Source organism: Enterobacter cloacae complex sp. S3, from assembly GCF_014930495.1.
Lineage (GTDB): Bacteria > Pseudomonadota > Gammaproteobacteria > Enterobacterales > Enterobacteriaceae > Enterobacter > Enterobacter asburiae_B.
The window spans coordinates 51,933-66,668 of sequence record NZ_JADBRD010000018.1 but is presented as its reverse complement, the minus strand read 5'-3'; the positions used below and the strand labels follow the sequence as shown (position 1 = coordinate 66,668).

Annotated in this window: 12 protein-coding genes; 8 read left to right on the top strand and 4 right to left on the bottom strand. The window is 50.2% G+C overall.

Annotated features, from left to right (window positions below; all coding sequences use genetic code 11):
* Positions 1-177: 177 nt before the first annotated feature.
* Both purU and IM317_RS10485 read right to left on the bottom strand, forming a co-directional pair.
* Positions 178-1,020, bottom strand: coding sequence for a formyltetrahydrofolate deformylase (gene purU, locus IM317_RS10490; protein ID WP_023312104.1), 843 nt, complete (start codon positions 1,018-1,020; stop codon positions 178-180).
* 46 nt (positions 1,021-1,066) lie between these two features.
* Entirely contained in the window at positions 1,067-1,525 is a 459-nt protein-coding gene (locus IM317_RS10485) for a YchJ family protein (protein ID WP_033145761.1), read from the bottom strand.
* A gap of 114 nt (positions 1,526-1,639) precedes the next feature.
* Here IM317_RS10485 and rssA point away from each other — a divergent pair, with 114 nt between their 5' ends.
* The 3 genes from rssA to galU all read left to right on the top strand — a co-directional run bounded on the left by rssA (position 1,640) and on the right by galU (position 4,756).
* Positions 1,640-2,542 (top strand): patatin-like phospholipase RssA, encoded by a 903-nt coding sequence (rssA, locus tag IM317_RS10480; protein ID WP_023312102.1) that lies wholly within the window; start codon positions 1,640-1,642, stop codon positions 2,540-2,542.
* Positions 2,543-2,633: 91 nt separating this feature from the next.
* Positions 2,634-3,647, top strand: a complete 1,014-nt coding sequence (gene rssB, locus IM317_RS10475) for a two-component system response regulator RssB (RefSeq protein WP_033145760.1) — start codon at positions 2,634-2,636, stop codon at positions 3,645-3,647.
* Positions 3,648-3,847: 200 nt separating this feature from the next.
* Complete coding sequence (gene galU / locus IM317_RS10470) at positions 3,848-4,756, top strand: UTP--glucose-1-phosphate uridylyltransferase GalU (RefSeq protein WP_033145759.1); 909 nt, start codon at positions 3,848-3,850, stop codon at positions 4,754-4,756.
* Between the two features lie 201 nt (positions 4,757-4,957).
* On the opposite strand, the gene hns is transcribed toward galU, so the two are convergent.
* Positions 4,958-5,371, bottom strand: a complete 414-nt coding sequence (hns, locus tag IM317_RS10465) for a histone-like nucleoid-structuring protein H-NS (RefSeq protein WP_008502781.1) — start codon at positions 5,369-5,371, stop codon at positions 4,958-4,960.
* Positions 5,372-5,920: 549 nt separating this feature from the next.
* Here hns and tdk point away from each other — a divergent pair.
* Positions 5,921-6,535, top strand: a complete 615-nt coding sequence (gene tdk / locus IM317_RS10460; protein WP_033145758.1) for a thymidine kinase — start codon at positions 5,921-5,923, stop codon at positions 6,533-6,535.
* Between the two features lie 66 nt (positions 6,536-6,601).
* On the opposite strand, the gene adhE is transcribed toward tdk, so the two are convergent.
* Positions 6,602-9,280: a bifunctional acetaldehyde-CoA/alcohol dehydrogenase gene (adhE, locus tag IM317_RS10455; protein ID WP_023312099.1), complete on the bottom strand. Its 2,679-nt coding sequence runs from the start codon at positions 9,278-9,280 to the stop codon at positions 6,602-6,604.
* Between the two features lie 478 nt (positions 9,281-9,758).
* On the opposite strand from adhE, the gene IM317_RS10450 reads away from it, so the two are divergent.
* The 4 genes from IM317_RS10450 (at position 9,759) to oppC (ending at position 14,736) form a co-directional block, all read left to right on the top strand.
* On the top strand, positions 9,759-10,406 hold the full coding sequence (locus tag IM317_RS10450; RefSeq protein WP_023312098.1) for a YchE family NAAT transporter: 648 nt from the start codon (positions 9,759-9,761) through the stop codon (positions 10,404-10,406).
* A 770-nt stretch (positions 10,407-11,176) separates the two neighbouring features.
* Positions 11,177-12,808: an oligopeptide ABC transporter substrate-binding protein OppA gene (oppA, locus tag IM317_RS10445; RefSeq protein WP_033145757.1), complete on the top strand. Its 1,632-nt coding sequence runs from the start codon at positions 11,177-11,179 to the stop codon at positions 12,806-12,808.
* 84 nt (positions 12,809-12,892) lie between these two features.
* Complete coding sequence (gene oppB / locus IM317_RS10440) at positions 12,893-13,813, top strand: oligopeptide ABC transporter permease OppB (RefSeq protein ID WP_008502786.1); 921 nt, start codon at positions 12,893-12,895, stop codon at positions 13,811-13,813.
* Positions 13,814-13,827: 14 nt separating this feature from the next.
* Entirely contained in the window at positions 13,828-14,736 is a 909-nt protein-coding gene (gene oppC, locus IM317_RS10435) for an oligopeptide ABC transporter permease OppC (RefSeq protein WP_023312096.1), read from the top strand.

The window sequence follows — 14,736 nt, the reverse complement described above, 5'->3', positions numbered from 1 at the left end:
GGCCGCTCGGGAACCCCACCACGGGGTAATGCTTTTTACTGGCCTGCTTCCTGCTGGAAGCGGGGCGCATCATATCAAATGAGGCGCCCCTGTAAAGCATTCCTTTAGGTAAATGAAGCTGTTTGCCTGCTTTTTATCCGTAAAGGCGCAAAGCTAATCAATTCATTTTCCGAAAGATTAAAGAATGATGGTTCTGTTGCCGTAGACAAAGACACGCTGCGCCAGCACCTGATACAGCGCACGACTGAGCACGTTCTTCTCAACGTCACGCCCTGCACGCATCATGTCCTCGGCCGTGTAGGTGTGGTCCACGTGAATCACGTCCTGCATGATGATTGGACCTTCGTCCAGGTTGTCATTCACATAGTGCGCGGTCGCACCGATGATCTTCACGCCGCGCTCGTAGGCCTGGTGGTAGGGACGCGCGCCAATAAAGGCCGGCAGGAACGAGTGGTGAATGTTGATGATCTTGTTCGGGAAACGCGCCACGAAGGATGGCGTTAACACGCGCATGTATTTCGCCAGCACCACGTAGTCCGGGTTATGCGCTTCAATGGCCTGCGCCATCAGATCGTCGTGTTCTTCACGGGTATGGCCTTCGTGGCTCACCAGCTCGAACGGAATATCAAAACGCTCGACCAGCGTGCGCAGCGTCTCATGGTTGCCAATAACGGCAGCTATTTCCACGTCCAGACCGCCGTAGTTTGCTTTCATCAGCAGGTCGCCAAGACAGTGTGCTTCTTTGGTCACCAGGATCACGATGCGGCGTCGACCGGCTGGGGTCAGCTCGCGCACGGAACCTTCCGGAAGCGCGCTGTCGAGATCGGCAAGCAGGGTGGTGTCGTTGAAAATACCTTCGAGTTCGGTACGCATAAAGAAGCGGCCGGTACGGTGGTCAACGAACTCGTTGTTCTGCACGATATTCAGTTCATGTTTGTAGCAAATGTTGGTAATTCGTGCGATCAGTCCTTTTTGATCGGGACAGATGGTGCGCAGAACTTTACGTTGTAATGATTGCATCGCCGGGAAATCCTGTTTGTATTTGCGAAGTCTGGGTTGTCAGGCATTACTGCCCGCAACACTTTTTAAATTTTTTACCTGAACCACACGGGCAGGGATCGTTACGACCAAACTGTGGGCGCGTTCCGTCAATATAATACCACTGCCCGCTTTCCTTTAAGAACCGGGAACGCTCGATAATGGCACCTGGTTTATTATTCTCGGTAAAACGAGCAACAAAGCTGACGTAACCTTCATCCACATGACTGCCCGTTGAGGATTCATAGACGGTGAGGCCGAGCCACTGCGTGTTCGCGAAGCCGGCTTCGATGTCTTGTCTGAATTCGGCAGCATGGCAGGAGGGATGCCAGGTTTTAATCAGGTAGTCTGCGTCTTTGATCACAAAAGCGGTGTAACGTGAACGCATGAGGTGTGACGGGTCTGGTGCAACCTGATCGTCAGACAGATATCGCTGGCAACATAGGCTATACTCCAGAGCGCTACCACAAGGGCAGAGTTGAGACACGATTCTCTTCCTGGAACAAATAATAAAGGCGTAAAACGCTTCGGGTAGCACTATGTTAACTGAGCTGTTGCGTTGACGCTATGTGAGGAATCCAGGGGAAGTAAAACAGGGCTAATGAGAAAGGTTAAAATTGGACTGGCGCTGGGCTCAGGTGCAGCCCGGGGATGGTCACACATCGGCGTGATTAATGCCTTAAACAAGATGGGCATTAACGTAGATATTGTCGCAGGTTGTTCAATAGGATCGCTTGTCGGCTCCGCCTACGCGTGCGGGAAGCTTCCGGAACTCGAGACCTGGGTGCGTTCCTTCAGTTACTGGGACGTCCTGCGTCTGATGGACCTCTCGTGGCAGCGTGGTGGGCTGTTGCGCGGCGAACGCGTCTTTAACCAGTTCCGCCAGGTTATGCCTCTCGAAGACTTCACTGATTGTCAGATGCCCTTTGGCGCCGTCGCGACGAACCTCAGCACGGGACGCGAACTCTGGCTAACCGAAGGGGATATCCATCTTGCCGTGCGCGCCTCCTGCAGCATGCCGGGGCTTATGGCGCCTGTCCCACACAACGGTTACTGGCTTGTCGACGGTGGCGTTGTAAACCCGGTTCCCATCTCTCTGACCCGTGCAATGGGGGCGGATATCGTAATTGCCGTCGACCTGCAGCACGACGCCCACCTGATGCAACAGGACCTCATGCCGGTCAATCTCCAGAGCGAAGATGCCGAGGGCGAGAAACTGGCCTGGCATGAGCGCCTGCGCGGTAGAATCGGGCGTATGGCCGCGCGACGCTCGGTTGCCGCGCCGACGGCGATAGAAATCATGACCACGTCAATCCAGGTACTGGAGAATCGCCTTAAGCGCAATCGTATGGCAGGCGATCCGCCAGATATTCTTATTCAGCCTTACTGTCCGCAAATCTCTACTCTTGATTTCCATCGGGCTGAGGCCGCCATCGCAGCGGGCTCGTTAGCCGTCGAAAAGAAAATGGACGAATTGTTGCCTTTTGTGCAAACAGCACGTTAAGCACCTTTTTTTGACTACTTCAGCAAAATCTGACAGGCGATAGTGCCGATCGCATGCCACTATTTAGTTACTGTCAGCCAGGGGAGGAACCATGACGCAGCCATTGGCCGGAAAACACATTTTGATTGTTGAAGACGAGCCCGTTTTCCGATCGCTACTGGATTCGTGGTTATCCTCGCTGGGAGCAATCACTTCACTGGCTGAAGATGGTATCGACGCCCTGGAAAAAATGATCAGCATTACGCCCGATTTAATGATTTGCGACATTGAGATGCCGCGCATGAATGGGCTGAAGCTGGTTGAACATCTGCGTAACGAAGGCAACCAGACGCCGATTCTGGTGATCTCTGCCACAGAGAATATGGCGGATATCGCCAAAGCATTGCGACTCGGTGTCCAGGATATTCTGCTTAAACCGGTCAAGGATCTGAACCGGCTGCGAGAAACGGTCTTAGCGTGCCTGTATCCGAATATGTTTAATTCCCGGGTAGAGGAAGAGGAGCGTCTTTTCCAGGACTGGGATGCCCTGGTGAGTGATCCTCCTGCTGCGGCGAAACTGTTGCAAGAACTTCAGCCACCCGTACAGCAAACTATTTCACACTGCCGCGTAAATTATCGTCAGCTGGTGGCGGCTGATCAGCCGGGACTGGTACTGGATATCGCACCTTTATCTGATTCCGACCTTGCGTTTTATTCTCTGGATGTTACCCGGGCAGGGGATAATGGCGTATTAGCCGCGTTACTTCTTCGCGCGCTTTTTAATGGTTTGCTGCAGGAACAGTTATCGCATCAGGGACAACGGCTGCCGGAGTTAGGCAGTTTGCTCAAACAGGTAAACCAGCTTTTTCGCCAGGCTAATTTGCCCGGACAGTTCCCGCTGCTGGTCGGCTATTACCACAGCGGTTTAAAGAATCTGATCCTCGTTTCAGCAGGTCTCAACGCTTCACTGAATACCGGTGAACATCATATTCAGGTGAGTAACGGTGTTCCGCTTGGGACATTGGGTACGGCGTATCTTAATCAAATTAGCCACCGCTGTTCCTCCTGGCAGTGCCAAATTTGGGGCGCCGGGGGACGGCTACGCTTAATGTTGTCCACGGAATAAGCAATTGGATCTTAATTTTAAGATTGCTTTACCTGTGTTTTACGGGGAGTGCTACTATCGCTGCCCAGATTCATGCGTATTTGTCCTAATTGATCGGCAACGCGTTCTTTTCAGACCCGGACTGCGGGGCGAGGCTGATATACTCAACGCGTTATTTATTGCATAAAAGTTCAAAACTTGAACAGCTCAGGAGAATTTGAATGGCTGCCCTAAATTCGAAAGTCAGAAAGGCCGTCATCCCGGTAGCGGGATTGGGGACCAGGATGTTACCAGCAACTAAGGCAATTCCTAAAGAGATGCTGCCTCTGGTTGATAAGCCATTAATCCAGTATGTCGTTAATGAATGTATCGCAGCCGGCATCACTGAAATTGTGCTCGTTACGCATTCATCAAAAAACTCTATCGAAAACCATTTCGATACAAGCTTTGAACTTGAAGCCATGCTGGAAAAACGTGTTAAGCGTCAGCTGTTAGAAGAAGTTCAGTCTATTTGCCCGCCACACGTTACCATTATGCAGGTTCGTCAGGGTCTGGCTAAAGGTCTGGGCCACGCTGTGATGTGTGCACATCCTGTTGTAGGTGATGAGCCTGTAGCGGTAATTCTGCCTGACGTAATTCTGGACGAATACGAATCCGATCTTTCTCAGGATAACCTGGCAGAGATGATCAAACGTTTCGACGAAACCGGTAGCAGCCAGATTATGGTTGAGCCTGTTGACGACGTGACGGCATACGGTGTGGTTGACTGCAAAGGCGTTAACCTTGAGCCGGGCGAAAGCGTGCCAATGGTTGGCGTGGTAGAGAAGCCTAAAGCCGACGTAGCGCCTTCAAACCTGGCCGTTGTAGGTCGCTATGTCCTGAGCGCTGAAATCTGGCCTCTGCTGGCGAAAACGCCTCCAGGAGCGGGTGATGAGATTCAGCTGACGGATGCCATTGATATGCTGATCGAGAAAGAGACCGTTGAGGCTTACCATATGAAAGGTAAGAGCCATGACTGCGGTAATAAGCTTGGTTATATGCAGGCGTTCGTAGAATATGGTATTCGCCACAATACTCTTGGTGAAGAATTTAAAACCTGGCTCAAAGAGAGCGTAGGTATTAAGAAATAAGCCACGGTTAGATATGTCCGAAACCGGTGAGGCGCTGCCCACCGGTTTTTTTATGCCCTAAACACTTCCATAACCTGTCTCAAAGTACAGTTATTAAAATTGCCAAATAATGCTTTATGACAGAGTGTAAGGGGATGTTTGCGACAAATTTAGGTTAAAAAAAATCCCGCATTACGCGGGATTTTTCTGAATACGGCTGGATTAATCCTTGATCAGGAAGTCGTCCAGCTGTTTACCTTGTTCGTCCATGGCTTTCTTGATAACAGCAGGAGTGCGGCCCTGGCCAGTCCAGGTTTTAGTTTCGCCGTTCTCGTCAACGTAGCTATATTTAGCAGGACGAGCAGCACGCTTGGCTTTAGTACCGGTTTTAGCTGCAGCCATGCTGTTCAGCAATTCATTTGGATCGATACCATCAGCAATCAGCATTTCACGATATTGCTGCAGTTTACGAGTACGTTCTTCGATTTCAGCGGCAGCTGCGCTTTCTTCTTCACGACGTTCATTAACTACAACTTCTAATTTTTCCAGCATTTCTTCAAGCGTTTCGAGGGTGCATTCTCTTGCCTGCGCACGAAGAGTACGGATGTTGTTCAGAATTTTAAGTGCTTCGCTCATTGTAGTAATCTCAAACTTATAATGGGGGGTGGTTTGTTGACCTAATAATAGAGCCATAAATTCAGTTGTGCAATAGCCAGGAATGTAAGGAATTCAAAAAATACTAAATAATGCCGCTATTATTAATTACGCTAACTTAAATTTCATCACCCAACAGTCTCGTTTGTTATCAGCTAACCCGGCTGGACCCGGTCGATTGCCTCTTTTTTTTGTGACATTTACCGCAGGAATTATAGTTGCGGCGGAGAAATATCAGCCTTTTGTATTAGTTCCCCTCCGTGATGTTAAGACTGAAATAGTTAATAAATAGTGAATTTTAATGAACGGCGATTCCACTATAAAATGCAGTGTTATGTTTGGCTAAACATATAACATATTGGCCAGGCTGAAGGAGTTTACTTCATGTTTTAGCGGGTTATTTTCATGAAAAGAAGGTTGTGAACTCCGCGCTGAAACGCTTCCTCTGTATGCTACATCGCTGATGACCAGACAAATTATGGTACAATGAATCATCGGGAATATTACACATTGATTGGGGTTTTACGGCCAATGGCACAACTTTATTTCTACTATTCGGCAATGAATGCCGGGAAATCCACCGCGTTGCTGCAATCCTCGTACAATTACCAGGAGCGCGGGATGCGTACCGTTGTTTATACGGCTGAAATCGACGATCGCTTTGGCGCAGGGAAGGTGAGCTCCAGAATAGGGCTCTCGTCGCCTGCCAGACTGTTTAACCCTAAAACCGATCTATATGAGGACATTCGTACAGAACATGCTTTGCAGCCCATTCACTGTGTTCTGGTAGATGAGAGCCAGTTTCTGACGCGTGAACAGGTTCATGCCCTTTCAGAGGTGGTTGATGAGCTCGATATTCCCGTGCTGTGTTACGGCCTGCGTACGGATTTCCGCGGTGAGCTCTTTGCTGGTAGCCAGTATTTGCTTGCCTGGTCGGATAAGCTTGTCGAATTGAAAACAATCTGCTTCTGCGGTCGAAAAGCCAGCATGGTGCTTCGTCTTGACCAGGCCGGGAAACCTTATGCAGATGGCGAGCAGGTGGTTATAGGCGGTAATGAACGCTATGTTTCAGTCTGTCGTAAGCATTATAAAGAAGCGTTGTCTGTAGGCTCGCTGACGGCGATTCAACACGACAACAGGAAATAACGCCAGCCTTGTTATACAGACATAAAAAAACCCGCCATAAAGGCGGGTTTTTTCTTCTGCTTTCAATTAAGCGCTTTTCTTCGCTTTCTTGTCAGCTTTGATGACAGGAACTTCTGTTTTCACAGCGGCAACGTCACCTTCTTTGAACTCACGACCGTAGAAGGTATCCAGCAGAATCTGTTTCAGCTCGGAGATCAGTGGGTAGCGCGGGTTAGCACCAGTACACTGGTCATCGAATGCATCTTCAGACAGCTTATCTACGTGAGCGAGGAAGTCAGCTTCCTGAACGCCTGCTTCACGGATAGATTTTGGAATACCCAGCTCAGCTTTCAGGCTTTCCAGCCATGCCAGCAGTTTCTCAATCTTCGCAGCAGTGCGGTCACCCGGTGCGCTCAGACCAAGGTGGTCTGCGATTTCAGCGTAACGACGGCGCGCTTGCGGACGGTCGTACTGGCTGAAAGCAGTCTGCTTGGTTGGGTTGTCGTTTGCGTTATAACGGATAACGTTGCTGATCAACAGGGCGTTCGCCAGACCGTGAGGAATGTGGAACTGAGAACCCAGCTTGTGCGCCATAGAGTGGCAAACACCCAGGAAGGCGTTCGCAAACGCGATACCGGCGATGGTAGCTGCACTGTGAACGCGTTCACGTGCTACTGGGTTTTTAGACCCTTCGTTGTAGGACGCTGGCAGGTTTTCCTTCAGCAGTTTCAGCGCCTGCAGAGCCTGACCGTCAGAGAACTCAGATGCCAGCACAGAAACGTAAGCTTCCAGGGCGTGAGTTACCGCATCCAGACCACCGAACGCACACAGTGATTTCGGCATCTCCATGACCAGGTTCGCATCAACGATAGCCATGTCTGGGGTCAGTGCATAGTCAGCCAGTGGGTATTTCTGACCTGTTGCATCGTCCGTTACTACTGCGAATGGCGTAACTTCTGAACCGGTACCGGAAGTGGTGGTTACCGCGATCATTTTCGCTTTTACGCCCATTTTCGGGAACTTGTAGATACGTTTACGGATGTCCATAAAGCGCAGCGCCAGTTCTTCGAAGTGGGTTTCAGGATGCTCGTACATGACCCACATGATTTTCGCGGCGTCCATTGGGGAACCGCCGCCCAGAGCGATAATCACATCTGGTTTGAAGGAGTTAGCCAGCTCAGCACCTTTACGCACCACGCTCAGGGTAGGGTCAGCTTCAACTTCAAAGAACACTTCAGTTTCAACGCCAGCCGCTTTCAGTACAGAGGTGATCTGGTCAGCGTAGCCGTTGTTGAACAGGAAACGGTCAGTCACGATGAGCGCACGTTTGTGGCCATCAGTAATCACTTCATCCAGCGCGATTGGCAGAGAGCCACGGCGGAAGTAGATAGATTTCGGAAGTTTGTGCCACAACATGTTTTCAGCTCGCTTAGCAACGGTTTTCTTGTTGATCAGGTGTTTTGGACCAACGTTTTCAGAGATGGAGTTACCACCCCAGGAACCACAACCCAGAGTCAGGGAAGGTGCGAGTTTAAAGTTGTACAGGTCACCGATACCACCCTGAGAAGCAGGGGTGTTAATCAGGATACGTGCAGTTTTCATCATCTGACCGAAGTGGGCAACGCGTTCTGGCTGGTTGTCCTGGTCGGTGTACAGACAAGACGTGTGACCGATACCGCCCATGGCAACCAGTTTCTCGGCTTTCTCTACCGCGTCTTCGAAATCTTTCGCACGGTACATGGCAAGCGTTGGAGACAGTTTTTCATGTGCAAACGGCTCGCTTTCGTCAACAACTTTCACTTCACCGATCAGGATTTTGGTTGTTGCCGGAACGGTAAAGCCTGCGAGTTCAGCAATTTTGTAAGCCGGCTGACCCACGATAGCGGCGTTCAGTGCGCCATTTTTCAGAATAATGTCCTGAACGGCTTTCAGCTCTTTGCCCTGCAGCAGGTAGCCGCCGTGGCTGGCGAAACGTTCACGAACTGCGTCGTACACGGAATCAACAACAACAACAGACTGTTCAGATGCACAGATCACGCCGTTATCGAAGGTTTTAGACATCAGTACAGACGCAACGGCACGTTTGATGTCAGCAGTTTCGTCGATAACAACAGGGGTGTTACCGGCGCCTACACCGATCGCTGGTTTACCTGAGCTGTATGCGGCTTTAACCATGCCAGGACCACCGGTCGCCAGGATCAGGTTAATGTCCGGGTGATGCATCAGCGCATTGGAGAGCTCAACAGAAGGTTGGTCGATCCAGCCGATCAGATCTTTTGGTGCGCCAGCAGCGATCGCCGCCTGCAGGACGATATCCGCAGCTTTGTTGGTCGCGTCTTTCGCACGTGGGTGTGGAGAGAAGATGATTGCGTTACGGGTCTTCAGGCTAATCAGTGATTTGAAGATAGCCGTAGACGTTGGGTTAGTTGTCGGAACAATACCGCAGATGATGCCGATAGGTTCAGCGATGGTGATGGTACCGAAGGTGTCGTCTTCGGACAGCACGCCACAGGTTTTCTCATCTTTATAGGCGTTGTAGATATACTCGGAAGCAAAGTGGTTTTTGATCACTTTATCTTCCACGATACCCATGCCGGATTCGGCAACGGCCATTTTAGCGAGAGGGATTCGAGCATCTGCAGCAGCCAGTGCGGCCGCGCGGAAGATTTTATCAACCTGTTCTTGGGTGAAATTGGCATATTCACGCTGGGCTTTTTTAACGCGCTCGACGAGGGCGTTCAGTTCAGCGATATTAGTAACAGCCATAATGCTCTCCTGATAATGTTTAAACTCTTTTAGTAAACCAGCGCTCGATACGTCACACAGTATAGACAGAGCCGATACGACTTGCGTAACACAAAGTAAAACAAAGAGTTACTTTCTGCGTCAGCACACTAATTTACTAAAAGAGCCTTACCTTAGCATCATCCCTTTTTGTCAGGTGATCTCCCTGGGGGCGTAACCAAGATTACTCACTTCTGAGTACGGAAATCATGATCTGCGTCAATTTTCCCCCAAGCTGATACCTTTCAGCAGGGTTATTTCGTTGAGATTTTTCAAGTGTTAAATAATTACGTAAGTAATGGAAGCGACGCTATCATTGATTATACATATGTTTAACATCCTGAAATGATAACGTTTTGCCACAGATTTCGAGTGAAGTATGCTAATAAAAAGGGTATCTTCAGCGCGATTTCTCATGACAAAGTGTCAGTCCCGGGCATGTGTATAAGCGGAGCAAAACGTGATCCAAACGCTCTTTGATTTTCCAACGTATTTTAAATTTTTTATTGGTTTGTTTGCCCTGGTCAACCCGGTGGGGATCATTCCTGTCTTTATTAGTATGACGAGTTATCAGACGGCGGCGGCCAGGAATAAGACCAACCTCACCGCTAACCTGTCAGTGGCTATCATATTGCTCACCTCCCTTTTTCTTGGGGACGCCATTCTCCAGCTCTTCGGGATTTCGATTGACTCTTTCCGCATAGCGGGTGGGATCCTGGTCGTGACCATCGCGATGTCCATGATCAGCGGTAAGCTGGGCGAGGATAAACAGAACAAGCAGGAGAAGTCAGAAACAGCTATCCGCGAAAGTATTGGCGTGGTGCCGCTGGCCTTACCGCTCATGGCTGGCCCTGGCGCCATCAGTTCAACAATTGTCTGGGGCACGCGTTACCATAGCCTGATGCACCTGATTGGCTTTTCCGTTGCCATTGCGCTTTTCGCACTCTGCTGTTGGGGAGTATTCCGCATGGCGCCCTGGCTGGTGCGCCTGCTGGGGCAGACGGGCATTAACGTCATAACGCGTATTATGGGGCTGCTGTTGATGGCGTTAGGGATAGAATTCATCGTTACAGGAATTAAAAGCATTTTCCCCGGTTTGCTGCACTGATATTTCGTATGAAAGAACGGAGCCACGGCTCCGTTTTTTTACGTCATTATCAGTAAATCCTATAACTAAAGTTGAAATGCTCACATATCATAATAAATTCTACTAATAATGTTCATTGCTTGTATTTCAATGAGTTATTAATTCCCGCCAAACCCGCCTGCGCAGAAAACCTTCGATCGATCTGTTATTTTACTCACATGATACTCTGGGGCTTGCTGAGAGATAACCGAAATGATATTAGTAAATTCAACATTCCCCTAGATGAATGTGCTAAATAATAACCAGTTGTTAAATTTTTGTACAAAATAACTCGATGATAGCGCAGCGACGCGCGTGTAGAGAAAATTTTCTCTATCTTATTGAATATCATAATTTTTAAGTGGTATTCGATGTCCGGCAGGGCTGCCCTCAACGATGCGGTACTCACCGTAAAAGAGAATTGCTTAACAAATTTGCAAAATGTATTGGCGCGCGTTTACGCCATTTGATACTTTCCGGCCTAATATTTTGCAGCATAAAACAAGCAGATGAGAATTATTTTCATATGGTTCTCTTCTCAGATATCCAGTGCAGGTCTCAAACAGGGGAGGCCTGTAAAGAATCGACGCAAGACGGCCATACGAGCGGTCAGTAATAAAAAAGTCGGTGATAGCAAGCAGTAAAAGAAGAACCTGACAGCAGCAAAAAAAACTCCTGCGCTGTACAGGCCCCAAAAGGGGATTACACAGCTGGCGAAGGCCAGTCATTATAATGAGTGGAGTACCAACACAATGTCCATCATCACAAAAAAAAATCTGGTAGCAGCGGGGATTTTAACTGCGCTAATCGCGGGCAACGCTGCAATGGCTGCGGACGTTCCTGCAGGTGTTCAACTGGCGGAGAAACAGACGCTGGTGCGTAACAACGGTGCGGAAGTTCAGTCTCTTGACCCGCACAAAATTGAAGGTGTTCCTGAGTCTAACGTTAACCGCGACCTGTTCGAAGGCCTGCTGGTGACAGACGTAGACGGCCATCCGGCACCGGGTGTAGCAGAAAAATGGGAAAACAAAGATTTCAAAGTCTGGACATTCCATCTGCGTAAAGATGCGAAATGGTCCGACGGTACACCGGTTACGGCCGAAGATTTCGTTTATAGCTGGCAGCGTCTGGCGAATCCAACCACCGCCTCTCCGTATGCGAGCTACCTGCAATATGGCCACATTGCCAATATTGATGACATCATCGCGGGCAAAAAACCTGTTACCGACCTGGGCGTAAAAGCGATCGATGCCAATACCTTTGAAGTGACGTTGAGCGAACCTGTTCCGTACTTCTATAAGCTGCTGGTTCACCCGTCCGTCTCCCCGGTACCAAAATCCGCCGTGGAAAAATTTGGTGAGAAATGGACGCAGCCTGCCAATATCGTGACCAACGGTGCCTATAAGCTGAAAGACTGGGTGGTCAACGAACGTATGGTGCTTGACCGTAACCCGCAGTATTGGGATAACGCGAAAACCGTTATTGACCAGGTGACCTACCTGCCAATTTCGTCCGAAGTGACTGACGTTAACCGCTATCGCAGCGGTGAAATCGACATGACCTATAACAACATGCCGATTGAACTGTTCCAGAAACTAAAAAAAGAGATCCCTAAAGAAGTTCACGTCGATCCGTACCTGTGCACCTATTACTATGAAATCAACAACCAGAAAGCACCGTTTACCGACGTACGTGTACGTACTGCGCTGAAGCTGGCACTGGATCGCGATATCATCGTGAACAAAGTGAAAAACCAGGGCGATCTGCCGGCGTACAGCTATACCCCTCCATACACCGATGGCGCAAAACTGACCGAGCCAGAGTGGTTCAAACAGACTCAGGAACAGCGTAACGCAGAAGCGAAGAAACTGCTGGCCGAAGCGGGCTACACCGCAGATAAGCCGCTGACCTTCAGCCTGCTCTACAACACTTCCGATCTGCACAAAAAACTGGCTATCGCCGTTGCCTCAATCTGGAAAAAGAACCTGGGCGCGAACGTGAAGCTGGAGAACCAGGAGTGGAAAACCTTCCTCGACAGCCGTCATCAGGGCACCTTTGATGTGGCTCGTGCTGGCTGGTGTGCGGACTATAACGAACCGACCTCCTTCCTGAACACCATGCTGAGCGACAGCTCGAACAACACCGCTCACTATAAGAGCCCGGCGTTCGACAAGCTGATTGGCGACACGCTGAAAACCACTGACGAAGCGCAGCGTACAGAATTGTACTCTAAAGCCGAGCAGCAGCTGGATAAAGATTCCGCGATCGTTCCGGTTTACTACTACGTTAACGCCCGTCTGGTGAAACCGTGGGTAGGTGGATATACCGGTAAAGACCCGATGGATAATATCTACGTTAAAAACTTGTATATTATCAAGCATTAATGGCAATGAGTGGGGCGGGCATGCTCGCCCCACGGTGTCTAACCAACGTCACATAATATAGGCACACGCCAGAAGGTACGGGCAATGTTGAAATTTATCCTACGTCGCTGTCTTGAAGCGATTCCAACGCTATTTATTCTCATCACGATTTCCTTCTTCATGATGCGTCTTGCGCCGGGCAGTCCATTTACCGGTGAGCGTACGCTGCCGCCTGAAGTCATGGCGAATATCGAAGCGAAATACCACTTGAACGATCCTATCTCCACCCAGTACTTCAATTACCTGAAGCAGCTGGCCCACGGCGATTTTGGACCGTCATTTAAATATAAAGACTATTCCGTTAACGACCTGGTCGCGTCCAGCTTCCCGGTATCGGCTAAGTTGGGTGCTGCGGCATTCATTCTGGCCATCGTTTTCGGGGTCACCGCGGGCGTTATCGCTGCGCTCAGACAAAATACCAAATGGGATTATGCCGTAATGGGGGTGGCAATGACCGGGGTAGTGATACCCAGCTTCGTTGTCGCGCCATTACTGGTGATGATATTTGCCATCACGCTGAAGTGGCTGCCTGGCGGCGGCTGGAACGGCGGGGCATTGAAGTTCATGATTTTGCCGATGGTGGCATTATCGCTGGCGTACATCGCCAGCATCGCGCGTATCACCCGTGGTTCAATGATCGAAGTGCTGCACTCGAACTTCATTCGTACCGCGCGCGCTAAAGGGCTGCCGATGCGTCGGATTATCTTCCGCCACGCGCTCAAACCGGCGCTGTTGCCCGTGCTCTCCTACATGGGACCGGCATTCGTCGGGATCATCACTGGCTCTATGGTTATCGAAACAATCTACGGTCTGCCTGGCATTGGTCAGCTGTTCGTTAACGGCGCGCTCAACCGCGACTATTCGCTGGTGCTGAGCCTGACCATTCTCGTCGGTGCGCTGACCATTCTCTTTAACGCTATCGTCGATGTGCTGTATGCCGTCATCGACCCGAAAATTCGTTACTAACGCTGGAGCACGCCATGATGTTGAGTAAGAAAAACAGCGAGGCGCTGGAAAACTTCAGTGAAAAACTGGAAGTAGAAGGTCGTAGCCTCTGGCAGGACGCGCGCCGTCGCTTTATGCACAACCGTGCAGCGGTTGCCAGTCTGGTTGTTCTGGTGATCATCGCGCTGTTTGTGACCCTGGCGCCGATGCTGTCGCAATTTACCTATTTCGACACCGACTGGGGCATGATGTCCAGCGCACCGGATATGGAATCAGGCCATTATTTTGGCACGGACTCCTCCGGACGCGATCTGCTGGTGCGTGTCGCTATCGGTGGCCGTATCTCGCTGATGGTAGGTATTGCTGCCGCACTGGTGGCGGTGATCGTGGGTACGCTCTACGGTTCACTTTCCGGCTACCTCGGCGGCAAAATAGACTCGGTAATGATGCGTCTGCTGGAAATCCTGAACTCCTTCCCGTTCATGTTCTTCGTCATCCTGCTGGTGACCTTCTTCGGTCAAAATATCCTGCTGATCTTCGTGGCTATCGGGATGGTTTCCTGGCTGGATATGGCGCGTATTGTTCGCGGCCAGACGCTGAGCCTCAAACGCAAAGAATTTATCGAAGCCGCGCAGGTAGGCGGTGTGTCCACCGGGAATATCGTGGTTCGCCATATCGTTCCTAACGTGCTGGGCGTGGTGGTGGTTTATGCCTCACTGCTGGTACCAAGCATGATCCTGTTTGAATCTTTCCTGAGCTTCCTGGGTCTCGGCACTCAAGAGCCACTGAGCAGCTGGGGCGCGCTGCTGAGCGATGGCGCAAACTCGATGGAAGTTTCACCGTGGCTGCTGCTTTATCCGGCGGGTTTCCTGGTCGTTACCCTGTTCTGTTTTAACTTTATCGGCGATGGCCTGCGTGATGCCCTCGACCCGAAAGACCGTTAA